Annotated in this window: 20 protein-coding genes; 11 read left to right on the top strand and 9 right to left on the bottom strand. The window is 62.4% G+C overall.

Annotated elements, in window-relative coordinates; all coding sequences use genetic code 11:
- Window positions 1–145: 145 nt before the first annotated feature.
- Genes aroQ through aat form a run of 4 tightly spaced genes read left to right on the top strand, consistent with a single transcriptional unit; the run spans window position 146 to window position 3066 of the window.
- Window positions 146–580 (top strand): type II 3-dehydroquinate dehydratase, encoded by a 435-nt coding sequence (gene aroQ, locus LB564_RS01305; protein WP_224534487.1) that lies wholly within the window; start codon window positions 146–148, stop codon window positions 578–580.
- Window positions 581–606: 26 nt separating this feature from the next.
- The gene (gene accB / locus LB564_RS01300) at window positions 607–1068 is read left to right on the top strand and encodes an acetyl-CoA carboxylase biotin carboxyl carrier protein (protein WP_224534486.1); all 462 of its coding nucleotides are present in this window, start codon (window positions 607–609) and stop codon (window positions 1066–1068) included.
- Between the two features lie 10 nt (window positions 1069–1078).
- Window positions 1079–2422 carry an acetyl-CoA carboxylase biotin carboxylase subunit gene (gene accC, locus LB564_RS01295; RefSeq protein ID WP_224534485.1) on the top strand — a complete coding sequence of 448 codons (1344 nt, stop codon included), beginning with the start codon at window positions 1079–1081 and terminating at the stop codon, window positions 2420–2422.
- Window positions 2423–2448: 26 nt separating this feature from the next.
- Window positions 2449–3066, top strand: a complete 618-nt coding sequence (gene aat / locus LB564_RS01290) for a leucyl/phenylalanyl-tRNA--protein transferase (RefSeq protein WP_140710361.1) — start codon at window positions 2449–2451, stop codon at window positions 3064–3066.
- A 10-nt stretch (window positions 3067–3076) separates the two neighbouring features.
- Here aat and LB564_RS01285 read toward each other — a convergent pair whose 3' ends face one another.
- From LB564_RS01285 to LB564_RS01275, 3 genes are all read right to left on the bottom strand, one after another.
- Entirely contained in the window at window positions 3077–3460 is a 384-nt protein-coding gene (locus LB564_RS01285; protein ID WP_224535385.1) for a hypothetical protein, read from the bottom strand.
- A gap of 63 nt (window positions 3461–3523) precedes the next feature.
- Entirely contained in the window at window positions 3524–4135 is a 612-nt protein-coding gene (locus LB564_RS01280; protein WP_224534483.1) for a DUF2155 domain-containing protein, read from the bottom strand.
- A gap of 138 nt (window positions 4136–4273) precedes the next feature.
- Entirely contained in the window at window positions 4274–4672 is a 399-nt protein-coding gene (locus LB564_RS01275; RefSeq protein ID WP_140710365.1) for an NADH:ubiquinone oxidoreductase subunit NDUFA12, read from the bottom strand.
- Between the two features lie 288 nt (window positions 4673–4960).
- On the opposite strand from LB564_RS01275, the gene panB reads away from it, so the two are divergent.
- Window positions 4961–5758 (top strand): 3-methyl-2-oxobutanoate hydroxymethyltransferase, encoded by a 798-nt coding sequence (panB, locus tag LB564_RS01270; RefSeq protein ID WP_224535382.1) that lies wholly within the window; start codon window positions 4961–4963, stop codon window positions 5756–5758.
- Complete coding sequence (gene panC / locus LB564_RS01265) at window positions 5755–6606, top strand: pantoate--beta-alanine ligase (RefSeq protein ID WP_224534481.1); 852 nt, start codon at window positions 5755–5757, stop codon at window positions 6604–6606. The genes panB and panC overlap by 4 nt, the downstream gene beginning before the upstream one ends.
- Before the next feature lie 131 nt (window positions 6607–6737).
- Here the strand turns inward: panC and LB564_RS01260 are convergent, their stop codons facing one another.
- From LB564_RS01260 to gatB, 3 genes are all read right to left on the bottom strand, one after another.
- Window positions 6738–7436, bottom strand: coding sequence for an AIM24 family protein (locus LB564_RS01260; protein WP_172373944.1), 699 nt, complete (start codon window positions 7434–7436; stop codon window positions 6738–6740).
- A gap of 150 nt (window positions 7437–7586) precedes the next feature.
- Window positions 7587–8081 (bottom strand): GNAT family N-acetyltransferase, encoded by a 495-nt coding sequence (locus LB564_RS01255; RefSeq protein ID WP_140710381.1) that lies wholly within the window; start codon window positions 8079–8081, stop codon window positions 7587–7589.
- 4 nt (window positions 8082–8085) lie between these two features.
- Complete coding sequence (gatB, locus tag LB564_RS01250) at window positions 8086–9585, bottom strand: Asp-tRNA(Asn)/Glu-tRNA(Gln) amidotransferase subunit GatB (protein ID WP_224534479.1); 1500 nt, start codon at window positions 9583–9585, stop codon at window positions 8086–8088.
- 279 nt (window positions 9586–9864) lie between these two features.
- On the opposite strand from gatB, the gene LB564_RS01245 reads away from it, so the two are divergent.
- Window positions 9865–10122 (top strand): YjhX family toxin, encoded by a 258-nt coding sequence (locus tag LB564_RS01245; RefSeq protein WP_224534478.1) that lies wholly within the window; start codon window positions 9865–9867, stop codon window positions 10120–10122.
- A 47-nt stretch (window positions 10123–10169) separates the two neighbouring features.
- On the opposite strand, the gene LB564_RS01240 is transcribed toward LB564_RS01245, so the two are convergent.
- Together LB564_RS01240 and LB564_RS01235 are read right to left on the bottom strand one after the other, a co-directional pair.
- Window positions 10170–10601 carry a CBS domain-containing protein gene (locus LB564_RS01240; RefSeq protein ID WP_149904984.1) on the bottom strand — a complete coding sequence of 144 codons (432 nt, stop codon included), beginning with the start codon at window positions 10599–10601 and terminating at the stop codon, window positions 10170–10172.
- An 87-nt stretch (window positions 10602–10688) separates the two neighbouring features.
- Window positions 10689–11444 (bottom strand): rhomboid family intramembrane serine protease, encoded by a 756-nt coding sequence (locus LB564_RS01235; protein ID WP_224534476.1) that lies wholly within the window; start codon window positions 11442–11444, stop codon window positions 10689–10691.
- Between the two features lie 464 nt (window positions 11445–11908).
- Between LB564_RS01235 and LB564_RS01230 the strand changes: the two genes are divergently transcribed.
- The 3 genes from LB564_RS01230 to LB564_RS01220 all read left to right on the top strand — a co-directional run bounded on the left by LB564_RS01230 (window position 11909) and on the right by LB564_RS01220 (window position 14168).
- A complete protein-coding gene (locus tag LB564_RS01230; RefSeq protein WP_140710391.1) occupies window positions 11909–12544 on the top strand; it encodes a PAS domain-containing protein in 636 nt (211 codons plus the stop codon).
- Window positions 12545–12659: 115 nt separating this feature from the next.
- A complete protein-coding gene (locus tag LB564_RS01225; RefSeq protein WP_095204357.1) occupies window positions 12660–13277 on the top strand; it encodes a PilZ domain-containing protein in 618 nt (205 codons plus the stop codon).
- Window positions 13278–13559: 282 nt separating this feature from the next.
- Window positions 13560–14168, top strand: coding sequence for a transglutaminase-like cysteine peptidase (locus tag LB564_RS01220; protein ID WP_224534474.1), 609 nt, complete (start codon window positions 13560–13562; stop codon window positions 14166–14168).
- A gap of 177 nt (window positions 14169–14345) precedes the next feature.
- Here the strand turns inward: LB564_RS01220 and LB564_RS01215 are convergent, their stop codons facing one another.
- Entirely contained in the window at window positions 14346–14999 is a 654-nt protein-coding gene (locus tag LB564_RS01215) for a DUF2726 domain-containing protein (RefSeq protein WP_224534472.1), read from the bottom strand.
- Between the two features lie 201 nt (window positions 15000–15200).
- Between LB564_RS01215 and LB564_RS01210 the strand changes: the two genes are divergently transcribed.
- Complete coding sequence (locus LB564_RS01210; RefSeq protein ID WP_224534469.1) at window positions 15201–15767, top strand: ankyrin repeat domain-containing protein; 567 nt, start codon at window positions 15201–15203, stop codon at window positions 15765–15767.

Genomic DNA, 15767 nt, shown 5'->3' with positions numbered 1-15767 from the left:
TCGGCGAGCGGTTTTCTTCACTGGCGCATTTCGGCCTGTTGTGGACAGTGAAAGAACGCACTTGCGCTCTTTCCGCGGGCGACTATGCCCGGTATAGAGGCCCAGCGCGCCGGCTTGACGCCGGCGCCGGAAAAGGTCGGCTTTTTTGAAAACGGTTTTCGTCCTGAACGGTCCCAATCTCAACGCGCTCGGCAAGCGCGAGCCGGGCATCTATGGCGGCAAGACGCTTGCCGCCATCGCGGATGACTGCAAACAGACGGGACAATCGCTTGGGATCGAGGTCGATTTCCGCCAGTCGAACCATGAAGGCGATCTTGTCGACTGGATCCAGGAAGCCGGCGAAAAAGCCGCCGGCATCGTCATCAACCCAGGCGCCTACAGCCATACCTCGATCGCGATCCACGACGCTATCCGTTCGGTCGCGCCGTTGCCGGTCGCCGAAGTTCACCTTTCCAACATCCATGCGCGGGAACCGTTCCGCCACGTCTCCATGGTCGCGCCGGTCGCTGTCGGCATGATCTGTGGCTTTGGGCCGCTCGGCTACCAGCTTGCGCTACAGGCGCTGGCCGCACGCCTATGACCGGCCCACAAACAGAAGGCTCGAAAATGTCGATAAAGAAGACCGGTGTTGACCAGCAACTGATCCGCGATCTGGCGGGCATACTGAACGACACCAACCTGACCGAGATCGAGGTTGAACTCGGCGATCTGAAGGTGCGGGTGTCGCGGCAGGCGCCCACCGTCCATGCGATCGCCGCGCCGCAACCGGCCTATGCGCCGGCGGCCGCATCCCAATCCGCCGTCGTGGCTGCCCCGGCGGCGGTCGACGTGTCCAAGAACGCCGTCCCTTCGCCCATGGTCGGAACCGCCTATCTGGCGCCGTCGCCGGACGCCAAGCCGTTCATCGAGGTCGGCCAGAAGGTCAAGGAAGGACAGACGCTCCTGATCATCGAGGCGATGAAGACGATGAATCAGATCCCCTCGCCGCGCGCCGGCACGGTGACGGCGATCCTGTTCGAGGACGCGACGCCGGTCGAATACGGCATGCCGCTCGTCGTGATCGAGTAGAGCGGGCCGGATGTTCCAGAAGATCCTCATCGCCAATCGCGGCGAAATCGCGCTTCGGGTGCTGCGCGCCTGCAAGGAACTCGGCATCCAGACGGTGGTGGTGCATTCGACCGCCGACGCCGACGCCATGCATGTGCGGCTTGCCGACGAAAGTGTCTGCATCGGTCCGCCGCCGTCGCGCGACAGCTATCTCAACATCCATCAGATCGTGGCGGCCTGCGAGATCACCGGCGCCGACGCCGTGCATCCGGGCTACGGCTTCCTGTCGGAGAACGCCAAGTTCGCCGACATTCTGGCCGCGCACAACATCACCTTCATTGGCCCCACCGGCGACCACATCCGCGTCATGGGCGACAAGATCGAAGCCAAGCGCACGGCAAAACGCCTTGGCATTCCGGTGGTGCCCGGCTCCGATGGAGCCGTGACCGAGGAAAAAGAAGCCAAGCGGATCGCCGCCGAGATCGGCTACCCCGTGATCATCAAGGCATCGGCCGGCGGCGGCGGGCGCGGCATGAAGGTGGCGCTTACCGAAGCCGACCTCGAGGTCGCCTTGCAGACGGCCCGCTCGGAAGCTGGGGCCGCCTTCGGTGACGACGCGGTCTACATCGAGAAATACCTGGAAAAGCCGCGCCACATCGAGGTGCAGGTGTTCGGCGACGGCTTCGGCCGCGGCGTGCATTTCGGCGAGCGCGACTGCTCGCTGCAACGGCGCCACCAGAAAGTCTGGGAAGAGGCCAATTCACCGGCGCTCAACGCCGAGGAACGGGCCCGCATCGGCGGCATCTGCGCCAAGGCGATTGCCGATCTTGGCTATTCGGGCGCCGGAACGATCGAGTTCCTGTACGAGAATGGCGAGTTCTATTTCATCGAGATGAACACGCGCCTGCAGGTCGAGCATCCGGTGACGGAAGCGATCACCGGCATCGATCTGGTCCACGAGCAGATCCGGGTCGCTTCCGGCGGCGGTCTTTCGGTCAAGCAGGAAGACATCAAGTTCAACGGCCACGCCATCGAATGCCGCATCAATGCCGAGGATCCGCGTACCTTCACCCCATCGCCCGGCACGATTACCCATTTCCACACGCCAGGCGGTCTCGGCATCCGCGTCGATTCCGGGGTCTATTCCGGCTACAAGATCCCGCCCTACTATGACAGCCTGATCGGCAAGCTGATCGTGCATGGACGCAACCGCGTCGAATGCATGATGCGGCTGCGCCGGGCGCTCGACGAATTCGTCGTCGACGGCATCAAGACGACGTTGCCGCTGTTTCGCGACCTCGTCGGCAATGCCGACATCGCCAATGGCGACTACGATATCCACTGGCTGGAAAAATACCTGGCCAAGGGCGAATAGGCCCAACTTGGCGCCATGATGATGCGATGACCCGTCCCTACGCGCCAGGCTATCGCATCCCCACCGACCTTCTGCTCAAGGCATACGCCTCGGGCGTCTTCCCGATGGCCGAAAGTGCCAGCGACCCGGAAGTTTTCTGGGTGCGGCCGGAGACGCGGGGCATCATTCCGCTCGACGGGTTCCACACCCCAAAAAGCCTGAAGAAGACGATCCGCAGGCACCAGTTCGACATCCGTTTCGACTTCGATTTCGAGGCGACGATCGACGGCTGCGCCGAAAAGCGCGAAGAGCGCCGCTCGACCTGGATCAACGCACCGATCCGCGAGGCCTATGTGCAATTGCATCGCATGGGGCATTGCCACTCGGTCGAGGCCTGGCGCGAGGAGCGGCTGGTCGGCGGTCTCTATGGCGTCTCACTCGGACGGGTGTTCTTCGGCGAGAGCATGTTCTCCAGGGAGACGGACGCCTCGAAGACCTGCCTGGTGCATCTCGTCGAGCGCCTCAAGGCGCGCGGCTTTGCGCTCCTCGATACGCAATTCACCACCGAGCACCTCAAGCGCTTCGGCGCGGTCGATGTGCCGCGCGGCAAGTATGAAAAGATGCTGGCCGACGCGCTGAAGGGTGAAGCGGTCTTTTTTCCGTAGGGATCAAGGCCTACTTGGCGGTGGCCTCGATCGGCGTCTGCGCATGGAACATCATCTTCCAGCCGTTGACGCGGTGGACGTAACCGGTGCTGACCAGCGCCGCGTAGGGCTCGCCATTCTCGCGCGTCGCATGCGCTTCGTAAGTCAGCATGACGATATCGCTGCCCGGCTCGATTATTCCCTTGAGCTCGATGTCGAGATCGCGCCAGCGATTGGGCTTGGTCGCGGTCTTGGCCAGATCGGCATTGTCCATCGCTTTGGCCATCTGCGGAAACGCCACCAGGCACTCGGTATCCGCATTGGCGGCGAAGTAGGCAGCGTCACCGGTCCAGAACCCCTTTTCGAGCTCCAGCAACTCGGCCTTGTTGGCGGTGATCCGCTTGCTGTCCGACATCGGCATATCCTCCGGGCGCGTGGTGATGGTCCAACGCGCGCCAGCCATGGCGGTTCCAACGGATCAGTTGGTGGTCGTGGTATCCGATTCCACTGCGTCGTCGGGCTCTGCTGCGTCGGGAGTGGCCGCGGGCTTCGGCCTGGCCGAGGCGGGCTTGGGCGCGGCTGGCTTCGAGGCGTCGACTTTCGCCCCTTCGGCCTTGGTCGCGTCGCTGTTGCCAGCATCGGGCGCCGGCACATCCGACTTCTGCTTGCATTCCTTCAGCCAGACGTCATAGACGGCGTGCTCGACGGCGTTGAGACCAGGGCTTTCGGCGAACATCCAGCCGGTGAAGATGCGGCGGATCTTGCGGTCGAGCGTGATCTCGTCGACCTCGACGAAGGAATCGGTCTTCGGCTCTTCATTCTGCGGCCGGGAATAGCAGACGCGCGGCGTCACCTGCAGCGCGCCGAACTGCACAGTCTCGTCGATATAGACATCGAAGGTGATGATGCGGCCGGTGATCTTGTCGATGCCGGCGAACTCGGCGACCGGGTTGGTGATGCGGTCCGATCCCGCGGGCGGCGCCGGCGCCGGCGCGGCGGGCGCGGGCGACGCCGCAAAGGCGGCGGTGCCGACGCCGAGGCTGGCGGCTAGCGTCAGACCGCCCGTCAATATCAGGTTGAAAAAGCTCATGCAGGGGTACCGGTGGTTCGCGCCCAGGTGATTCCGTCGATCGCCAAGGCTAGTCGCCGTTTTCTGATCAGCAAGCAGCTAAACACCAATTGTGGCGATAAAGGACCGGCCTGCACCTTACCGTTATAAGCCGCGTCGTTACGAGCCCGGCGTCCAGGCGTCGTAGTCGCCGGTGACCTGCGGGCGATGTTGATTGGTCAGCACCGAGCCCTTCGGGCGATAGGCCGAGGGCGTGCCGGTCAGATTGGGCAGATGCGGCTTTTGCCAGTCGCGCGGCTGGTAGTCATCGCTGGGGGGAGCGACATCGACACGATGATGAATCCAGCCGTGCCAGCCCGGCGGGATGGCCGACGCCTCCGAATAGTTGCGGTAGATGACCCAGCGGCGCGTACGGCCTTCCGAATCGATGCCGCCTTCGTAGTAGACATTGCCGGTCTCGTCCTGGCCGACCCTCTTGCCATAGCGCCAGGTGTGCAGGCGCGTTCCCAGCGTCTGGCTGTTCCACCAGGTGAAAAACTGCGTCAGGAAAGTCTTCATCTCAGAACCCTCGCGCTGGCGGCGCCCGTTTCCTGCTTATGGCGTCAGGCCTTCGTGAAGGCAAGGGTTTTGCCACGGGAGCGCGCAAATGGCGCGCCAGGGATCCGACACAAGCCTGTGATCCCTGGGCCTGTGATCCCCCGGGGTGGCTGGATGCGCGCTTGCCAAGCCTCGCCGCTCTTTCTAAAGCTCTGCGCGCCCATGCGGAAGTCCACTCCAGCGGCGGGCTGAAGGAGGCGACGATTGGCCACGCAATTGCCGACCACCGACATTCGCATCGGCTCCGACATGATTCGCCGCCGCAAGGGCGGCACGCCGATCGTCTGCCTTACCGCCTACACCTACCCCATCGCCCGCCTGCTCGATCCTCATGTCGACCTGCTCCTGGTCGGCGACAGCGTTGCCATGGTCCTGCATGGCCACGGGACCACGCTGGGCGCCTCGCTGGAGATGATGATCGCGCACGGCCAAGCCGTGATGCGGGGCTCGGCCAGGGCCTGCGTCGTCGTCGACATGCCGGCCGGCAGCTATGAGGATTCGGCCGCGCAAGCCGTGGCCTCGGCGCGGCGCATCGTTGGCGAGACCGGCTGCCAGGCGGTGAAACTCGAGGGCGGTGTCGATGTGGCCGTGCAGATCGCGGCGATCGTCGCCGCCGGCATCCCGGTCATGGGTCATATCGGCCTGCAGCCGCAATCGGTGGAAAAGGACGGTGGCTACAAGATCAAGGGCCGCACGGACGAGAATGTCGCCGCCCTGCTGGCCGACGCGCTCGCGGTCGAGCAGGCCGGTGCGTTTTCCCTGGTCATCGAAGGCACGATCGAGACGGTCGCCGCCGACATCACCCACCGCATCGCCATTCCAACCATCGGCATCGGCGCCAGCAGCGAGTGCGACGGCCAGATCCTGGTCATCGACGACATGGTCGGGCTGACCGTCGACCGCGTGCCGAAATTCGTCAAGCAATACGCCGATCTGCGCAGCGTGATCGCGCATGCCGCCGAGCGCTACGCATTGGAGGTGCGGGACCGCGAATTCCCCGGCCGTGTCCATGTCTTTTCGAAAACAAGTGGCGGGGATGAAGCATGAGCCGGCCCGACGTCGTCGACAGCGTTGCAGCACTTCGCGAGCGAACCCGTGACTGGCGGCGCGCCGGGCTGCGCGTCGCCATGGTACCGACCATGGGCGCCTTGCATGACGGGCATCTTTCGCTGGTCAAGATCGCCCTCGAAAGAGCCGATCGATGCGTGGTGTCGATCTTCGTCAACCCGACGCAGTTCGCGCCGAGCGAGGATCTCGACAAGTATCCGCGCCAGTTGGCGCGCGACCTCGACATGCTCGCGACAGCCAAGGCCGATCTTGCCTTCACGCCTGATGTCGGCGAGATGTATGCGGCTGGTTTTGCCACGAAAATCTCGGTCGGCGGCCCGTCAGCCGGGCTCGAAACGGACTTTCGCCCGACTTTTTTCGACGGCGTCGCCACCGTGGTCGCCAAGCTTCTCCTGCAGGCGGCCCCCGACGTCGCCATCTTTGGCGAAAAGGATTACCAGCAGCTTTGCGTCGTCAGGCAGCTTTGCCGCGACCTCGACCTGCCCGTCGAGATCATCGGCGCACCGACCATACGCGACGCGCATGGCCTGGCCATGTCGTCCCGCAACGCCTATCTCGATGAAGCCGAACTCCAGATCGCCCGCCAGTTCAACCTCATCCTGCGCAAGGCGGCGGCGGCGCTGGCGGCGGGCGCGGGTAAAGAGGAAACGATCGCCGAAGCAAGCCGCGCCCTGATCGCCGCCGGCTTCCAGAAGGTCGATTATGTCGAGGCCCGCGAAAGCCTGACACTGGCACCATGGCGGCACGACCGCGCGGGCCGCGTTCTCGCCGCCGCCCGGCTGGGAAAAACCAGGCTGATCGACAATGTGGGTGTTCCGGCCGCCTGATCGGCGCTCGTGCGTTCGATCACGGTTTGCAGGTTCGACACTGCCAAGGCGCAGGGGAAACCGAACCGGAGATAAGTCCCGCCGCGTTCGCGCTGGCACAGGCTTTCATCCGTCCGGTTCCGCCTCCGAGCCTACTCCTCGGTCGGCATATGCAGGTACATCGACTGGATGCCGACCCTGCCCGGCCCGGTGAAGCGGTTGACGATGAAGTTCATATTGGCACCGAAGAAGCCGCTCGACAGCCGGTCGATCTTGGTTTCCATCCTGACCGAGGCATCCTTGAACAGCCAGCCGCCGGGCTCGATGTCGATGGTTTCGCCAGCGGCGAGCGTCTTTTCAAAAACATTGCCATAACCATGCAGCCAGACGATCCCGTCGCCAGTGTCGCCGCGAAACCGGTCGATGAAGAAGCCGCTCTGCCCGAACAGCATCGTCGCCAGGCCGCGCACGCGCTCGAACGTGTAGTCGACATTGCCGGTGGCAGCCAGAAACTGGTGCTCGCGCACCTGAATCTCCTCGCCCCGCCTCAGGTGGATCGGCACGATGTGACCCGGTCCGTCGCGGCTGAAGGCGATGATGCCCGCCCCCGACGCTTCGGTGACGAAGATCTGCATCCCGGCCATCATGCGCTTCAGCGCACCCTTCAGCGATTTCAGGCCGATGGTGATCGTGGAATTCTTCCACAGCAGGATGTGGTGCTCGAAATAGACAGGCATCCGCGTCACGTCGACGGAGAGCACAGGCACCAGTTCGCCCGCTATGTGATAGGTGACGCCACCAAAGGTTTCGTCCGACACCTGCGTCGGCATCAGTTCCGGCAAGCTTGGCATGGTTCCCCCAAAGCCATCCCGTGCGTGTCGGTTTATTCCGGCTTCGCACGGATTGGCCCAGGCAGCTTTGGTGCCGGAGATCAGGGCCGTCAAACGAAAACAGAGCCCGGGACGCACACTCGCGCGAAGGTGATCACGTCCCGACGGGGCTCAGGCGGCAAGGATCCGTTCATAGATCAGCGCCGGGATGGCCGAGCCGGCGGAGCCGCAATTCTCGGTGCGGCCTGCCTGGACGAAGCCATTGGCCTGATAGAAGGCGACCGCGCGCGAGTTCTTCTCTTCCACTTCGAGCCTAATCCTGTGGGCTTCCGGAAAACTCTCGATGATTTCGTCGAGCAGCATGCCGCCGATACCTCGGCCCTGCAGCGCGGGAAGCACATAGAGCTGCCTGAGCATAACCACGCCGCCGTCACCGACGGCCTCGGCAAACGCCATGCCGCCGATGCGCTTGCCGTCATCGGCAACGAGGAACTCGCTGCTCGGCTTGACCAGCCTGGCCTTCAACGAAGCGATGGAGTGCCATTCATTTGTGATCTCGGTGACCCGTTCGGCACCGTAGATCGCGTCATAGGTGGCATGCCAGGTCTCGACCAGCAGCGCCCGGACGGCTGCGAGGTCGCGATCCCCGGCGGTGCGCACGAACATGCCCCTACTCGATACCCAGCTTGGCCTTGACGAGGTCGTTGACGGCCTGCGGATTGGCCTTGCCGCCGGTCGCCTTCATCACCTGGCCGACGAACCAGCCGGCCATGGTCGGCTTGACGCGCGCCTGTTCGACCTTGTCGGGGTTGGCCGCGATGACCTCGTCGACCGCTTTTTCGATGGCGCCGGTGTCGGTGACCTGCTTCATGCCGCGGCTCTCGACGAGCTGGCGCGGATCGCCGCCCTCGTTCCAGACGATCTCGAACAGGTCCTTGGCGATCTTGCCGGAGATGGTGCCGTCCTTGATCAGGTCGATAACCGCTCCCAGCTGTTCGGGCGAAACCGGAGCATCTTCAATGTCCTTGCCGGCTTTGTTCAATTGACCGAGCAGATCGTTGATGACCCAGTTGGCGGCCAGCTTGCCGTCACGGCCGGCAGCCACCTTCTCGAAATAGTCGGCGATCGACTTTTCCGACACCAGGATAGCGGCGTCATAGGTCGAGAGGCCGAGCGAGGTGATCAGCCGCGCCTTCTTGTCGTCCGGCAGTTCCGGCAATTCCTTGGCCAGGGCATCGATATAGGCCTGATCGAATTCCAGCGGCAGAAGATCGGGATCGGGGAAATAGCGATAGTCGTGCGCCTCTTCCTTGGAGCGCATCGAGCGCGTCTCGCCTTTGACGGCGTCGAACAGGCGCGTTTCCTGGTCGATCTTGCCACCATCCTCAAGGATGGCGATCTGCCGGCGCGCCTCGTAGTCGATGGCTTGGCCGATGAAGCGGATCGAGTTCATGTTCTTGATCTCGCAGCGGGTGCCGAACTCGCCACCTGGCCGGCGCACCGAGACGTTGACGTCGGCGCGCAACGAGCCTTCGTCCATGTTGCCGTCGCAGGTGCCGAGATAGCGCATGATGGTGCGCAGCTTGGTCACATAGGCCTTGGCCTCGTCGCCGGAACGCATGTCGGGCTTGGAAACGATCTCCATCAGCGCCACGCCCGAACGGTTGAGGTCGACATAGGACATGGTCGGATGCTGATCGTGGATCGACTTGCCGGCATCCTGCTCCAGGTGCAGGCGCTCGATGCCGACCTCGATGTCCTCGAACTCGCCCTGGCGGTCGGGGCCGACGGAGACGATCACCGTGCCCTCGCCGACGATCGGCTGCTTGAACTGCGAAATCTGATAGCCCTGCGGCAGGTCCGGATAGAAGTAGTTCTTCCGATCAAAGACCGACTTGTGGTTGATCGCCGCCTTCAGCCCCAGGCCGGTGCGGATTGCCTGCTTGACGCATTCCTCGTTGATGACGGGCAGCATGCCGGGCATCGCCGCGTCGACCAGGCTGACATTGGCATTGGGAGCCGCGCCGAAAGCGGTCGCCGCACCGGAGAAGAGTTTTGCTTGCGAGATGACCTGCGCGTGCACTTCAAGCCCGATGATGATTTCCCAGTCGCCGGTGGCGCCGGATATCAGGCGTTTTGCGTCGGGCGTGCGGGTATCGATGAGAGACATGGCGGCCTACAGATTGGAACTGCTGAATATGCGCGCACGCATATTTGGTGTCCAACCTCGCTAGTGCAAACCGTTCCGCTAGACAAGCGCAAAGCCGCTGGCTAGCCTTTTGCGCCGCTTTCCCCTATAGGGCATCCATCCCAATGGAGAGTGGATGTCCACTTACGCTCAGTCCCGGTAAGGCCCTGACCTCTCGATGAGGCAGGGCAGAAAACCTGAAACCCCGTGCCGCGAAGCTTCGCGGCGGCGGCATTTTTCGTTTTCCCGGAAACTCTTCACATGGATATTTCGCGCATTGAACAGCGGGTCCTGCACTTGCTCGCGCAAGGCGGACGCATTGAAATCGAAAAGAACGACAACAAACGGATCGCTTCCGTCAAATGCCTAACCCGCGACGGCTGGCATTATCACGGCGTCGATCTCGACTTGTTCCGAAAGCTGAAACGCAAGAAGGCGGTTTCGTCGTCGGATGGCGGGCCTTACCGCATAACCCGGCGCGGGCTGGAACTCGTCCGCTCCGAACTCGACAACAGGTAGTCTCCTGCGCCGCCGGCCGGCATTCGGCCGGCGGTTGCTTTCACCGCTCAGGCGGTGGCGATGTAGGCCCGGATTTCCTCGGCCTCGCGCTCTACATCCTCGATCCGGCGCTTGACCACGTCGCCGATGGATACGATACCATCCAACAGGCCGTCCTTTTCCACTGGCAGATGGCGGAAACGACCCCTGGTCATGATCTCCATCACCTCGTTGACGGTGTGGTTCTCATTGCAGATCTTCACCTTCGGCGTCATGGCCGAACGCACCGGGATATCGAGGGCGGCGCCGCCTTCCCTGGCGACCACGCGCACGATGTCGCGCTCCGACAAGATACCAACGATCTTGCGATCGCCGTTGGTGATGACCAGCGCGCCGATCCTGTGCTCGGCAAGGATGCGGATGGCTTCGCTCAGTTTTTCGTTCGGCCCGAGCGTCAACACGTCGTGGCCTTTTTGCTCGAGAATGGCCTTAACCGTCATGGCGTCCTCCTCTACTTTGCCAACCGGTTCCTGCCCTGACCGGCTTTCACATAAGAGTGAACATGGTGCGCCGTGATCGGTTGCATTTCAAGTACGCTCGGAGGTCTCCCATTCGGGCGCTTGCCACCCCCTGTCGAACCAGCGCAGGCCGAAGAAGCCCGCGACAAAGCCGCCAATATGGGCCTCCCAGGCGACCTGGCCGTCCACGCCCGGCGCGAAACCGAGGAGACCGGTGGCGAGATTGATGATCATCCACACGGCCAGGAAGATGACGACGCCGCGCAGGCGCAACACGATTGAGATCGGCAGCACCGGACCGGCGAAGCCCGCCTTGCCGGCCGAACGATCGGTGCGGAAGCCGAAACGCGCCGCGGCGCCCATCATGCCCGATATGGCCCCCGATGCGCCAACCAGCGGCGCTTCTCCGTAAGGATGCATCGCCCAGAAGAGCGCCACCGAAGCCAATCCGGTCGCGGCAAAGAACAATGCGAACCGGAGCGCGCCGAGCCGATTGGCCAGCGGCGAGCCAAAGGCGGCGAGCCAGACCATGTTGATGGCGATATGGGCAAAGCCGCCATGCATGAAGGCATAGGTGAAAGGCCGCGTGAAAAGAAACCAGTCGAACCCGTATTGGCCGGTGTAGAGGACCGGGATGAAAGCCCCGTCATAAAGCAGCGTCATCTGCTGCGACTGGCTCAGCACATATTGCTGCAGCAGATAGATGACCGCGCAGATGCCGATCACCGCCAGCACGATCGGCGGCAGGTTGAACACCGGCTCACGCGCCGGCGGCGGCATGGCTTCGGCCGGTTCGGGCTGGGACGGATTTTGCGGTTCGCTCATCTGAAATCGCGCTCGGTGCTCGGTCTGGGGCTGACTAGGCTTGGGGCTGACTAGGTCTGGGGCTGACTAGGTCTGGGGCTGGTTCGGTCTGGCCAGCATCTAGATCACCGCCGATGGAACCGCAAACGGCGAATCGTCCCGCTCCGAATCGCCCGGCGCGAATCAAAAAAGAAGCCGTCCAAGGTTTCCCTTGAACGGCCGGTCGAGCCCCCTGCTCCCCTAAAACTCTTGACTGAAGTGCTGCCGATCGTCGCGAAACGACCGCTTCTGGAGTGGTTTTGGTGTGCCACAGCGCTCGTCACGGCGCAACGTAAACCACTTGTTAACCTTAACGGCCCCGATCCGTGAACAAGTGTTAACGACGCTGGCACGCTTCCTGCTCCGCAACGCATGTAGGTCATCGGAGGGCGCCCTTCTGTTCACCGATGGGACATCAGACGACAGAATGCGCGGAGCTTTTTAGTATGAACCAAAACGGATCGATCACGCTGTTCCACTATTGGAACCGCCTGCGTGACGGACGCCCCGCTCCGAAGCGATCGGAAGTCGAGCCTGCCGATATCAAGTCGCTGCTGGCCGATACGTTCATCCTGGAAAAGGACACGCGTGGGCAGCCTGTATTTCGTCTGGCCGGCACCAGGCTCTGCGCCTGTTACGGGCGCGAACTCAAGGGGTTCTCCTTCCCCTCGCTGTGGCGCGAGAAGGATCAGCGGCTGGTTTCGCGCCTGATTCACGGGGTTTTTGACCAGAAATCGGTCGTGCTGATCATTTTCGAGGGCTTCAGCCGCAACGGCCGCTCCAACAAATTCGAACTTTTGGCCCTGCCGCTCGACGGCGGCATCGAAAATCCGCGTTGCCTCGGCGTGATCAGCGCCGTGGAAAAGCCGTTCTGGCTGGGCGCGGATCCGATCACGGACGCCTTGATCGATTCCATCCGCGTCATCGACCCGGAAAAAGAGCTGCTGGGCAACCGTCCGGCGATCGACGTTCCCTCGCTCGTTCCCGACGAGATCGAGGCTCCCGACACGATCTCGGCGCTTGGCCGGGCGCGCCGAATCCGCCATCTCGTCGTCTTCGACGGCGGCCGCGAGGATAGTTGATGATCCCACGGTCTTGCAGGCTGTTTTTTCCCCTTTGTTAACCCGCTTTGTTGTACTTCTCTGATGAAGTTCCTCGCATCCACGCGCGGGAATGCCAAACGGGGTGTAGTCAGTCATGAGGTCAGCGGCGGTCGACTACGCGCCGTCCCAAGCTGAAAGGCGTAACTTTCAGCGCGTCCGGGTCAAGATATACGGACGATTCATGCTGGAGGACCGCACCGAGCACCCGTGCCAGGTGGTGGACATGTCGCCCGGCAATGTCGCGCTTCGCACCGACCGCATCGGCATGCCCGGCGAAAAAGTCATCGCATATATCGACCATATCGGCCGCATCGAGGGTGTCGTGACACGCACGCTCCAGGACGGCTTCGCCATGACGGTGATCGCATCCGACCGCAAGAAGGACAAGCTCGCGGCGCAGCTGACCTGGCTGGCCAACAAGCACGAGCTCGACCTGCCGGAAGACCGCCGCCACGAGCGCGTCGCGCCTCGCAACCCGACCAGCGTGCTGCAACTCACTGACGGCCGCCAGTATCAGTGCCGGATCATCGATCTGTCGCTGTCGGGCGCCGCGATCGAGATCGACGTCAAACCGGCGATCGGCGTCCAGGTCATGCTCGGCACGATGCGCGGCCAGATCGTGCGGCATTTCGAAGATGGCGTCGCCATCGAATTCGCCGTCATCCAGCGCCCCGAAACGCTCGATTCGGAATTCAACACGCCACGCGCCTGACGGGACCGCGAAGCACGCCCATCAAACCGGCCCGCGCGGCCGGTTTTTGATTCCGGCAGCGGCGATCCGTATGCCCTCGGACAAGCAGGCCGTCATAGGCGGAGACGGGTTCGCACGAGGCCGAGATCGTCGAAATCCAGGCCGCAGCCCAAACAATTCAATACTCAAATGATTCAAATTTTATGTTTATTCTACGGGCGTTTTACTTAATATCTACTTCGCGCTTTTGCGTCAAATAAATCCAGCCGTGGCAATGTCTCCTTCGAACGGGGAGACTGAATAATGAAAAAAACGAGGGGCAAGCTGTTGCTGATGGCAATGGCGCTGCAGCTTTCCGCCTGGGGATCAGCATATGCCGCGGGACCGGCCTATATGCATACCGGCGGCCGCACCACGCAACCTGTTGGCCACTATGAGTTCTGCCAGCGCATTCCTGGCGAATGCAACGAGAAGACCCCCAAGGGCGCGCCAGTCGATCTGACCCGCAAGCTTTGGGCGACGATCGTCAACATCAACAATTCGGTCAACACCCGCGTCAAGCCGCGCACCGACATGGAAAACTACGGTGTCGAGGAATATTGGTCCTACCCGGACAATGGTTACGGCGATTGCGAGGACTACGCGCTGGAAAAGCGCCGCGAGCTGATGGATGCGGGCGTGCCGGCCGGCGACCTGCTGATGACGGTTGCGCGCCAGCCCAATGGCGACGGCCACGCTGTGCTGACCGTGCGCACCAGCCTCGGCGAGTTCATCCTCGATAACTTGCAAACCAAGGTGCTGGCCTGGACGGACACCGACTACACCTATCTCAAGCGCCAATCGACGGAGAATTCCGGCGTTTGGGTGACGATCAACGACGGCCGTTCCGACGCGGTCGCCAGCGTCCGCTGAGGATGCCAATGAGGTCTGGCGCGTTGTCCTGAAGCGACGCGCCCAACGAGAAACCCGGTCGAGTCCCCACCCTCCCCGTCCCCAACGACCGGGTCAAAGGAGCCGGCCCCGTCCCCGGGCCGGCTCCGCCATTTCCGGGGGGGTACTCCTGAGATCACTATAAAGCCGCGAAAATTGCTATTGGTCCGATGGTGGCCTCACCACAAGCTTCTCGACCAGCCGTCTAAGTTCGGAAGGCGTCGTATGACCGCCGACGATCTCGTGATAGCTGATGCCTGCCCGACGCAGGGCTTCTTTTTTAACCGCGTCACGCGCAGCTGCTGAGCCCTGATGGTGGGCATGGCCCTGGTATTCGAGCGCATGCCGAGGCATGCAGTTGTCATCCACGAGCAGCAGATCGACGCGTTTCGAGTTGATGCAACTGTAGGCGTCTGCATCTGTACTGCGCAGAATTTCGCCCAACGAAACTTGCGCCATCACCTGCCATCCCGGATTACAGCCGACCACCATGCGATCGAGTTCCTTGAAGACCCGCACTTCACTCCTGTTGAGGAGCGGCTGAACCGTAAAGTGCGCACCCATAACGATCCGCAACTGGTCTGCGGGATCAGTGGGTTTCGGTGGCGGGGGAACGGGCTTCGGCGTGACCCACAGGCCGCTAAGGATGTCATCCCCACTGCGCTCTCGGGCCCAGCGGTTCTTTCTCATCCATGCTCGCCGTCGCTTCTTCGATAGGAAACGCTCCAAGGCCATACCAGCAAGGACGCCGGCGAGGAGAGCAACGATCAGCAGAACAGCTATCCCAATTAGCTCGACAAACTCGGATGGCATGGAACCAACCTACCTCAGGGACTTAGCGTTCTTTCAGTCCCATGTTCACGTCACGAAAATCATCAGCGATTTGCAACACGACTATCTGCTGATCGCTCCGGAGATTGGCCCAAGAAAATATTAGTCCGCCGTGATATACATTTCCATAGGTCGAAGATCGAGACATTATCAGTCGGCAACTCCGCCTTCTGGACCACTGCCATGTTGGAAATCCCGGAAGATCGATGCGAACGCCATCGTCTGTTCAAGGCGATCGATGATGCCTTCAAGGCTGGTGACTTCGAGGCCCTCGGCACCGCCCTGGGCGGTTCGCCCCGCTGGTTCGACGAGCGCATGCCGTTCGAACTCGGTCTTGGCCATCCGCTGGAATACGCGATCTACTGGAGCCCACCCGCCTTCATCGCAATGCTGCTCGAGGCCGGATCGAGCCAGAACTATGACGATCATGCCGGATTTCCATCGATCATCGCGGCGCTGTCCACCGAGCGGGCGGACAAGCTCGACATCATCCGCATCCTCATCGATCACGGCGCCGATGCTGACATGCGCGGCGTCAACGATTGGACGCCGCTTCACTACGGCGTGGCGATGCGCGACGCCGAGGCGATCCGCCTGCTCCTCGCCGCCGGCGCGGATCCCACCTTGAGGACCCGTATCGACCACTACACGACTGCGCTTGAAGAAGCAGACATCGCAGGGTTCGAGGTTGCCGCGTCGCTGCTGCGGGCAGCCATTGCCGAGCGCGCAACCGGCAGCCGGGATCGATAG

This window comes from Mesorhizobium sp. ES1-6 (assembly GCF_020164775.1).
In the GTDB taxonomy this organism is placed as follows: Bacteria; Pseudomonadota; Alphaproteobacteria; order Rhizobiales; family Rhizobiaceae; genus Mesorhizobium.
Note: the sequence above shows the minus strand (reverse complement) of the source record. Positions and strands in the feature narration are given on the sequence as shown.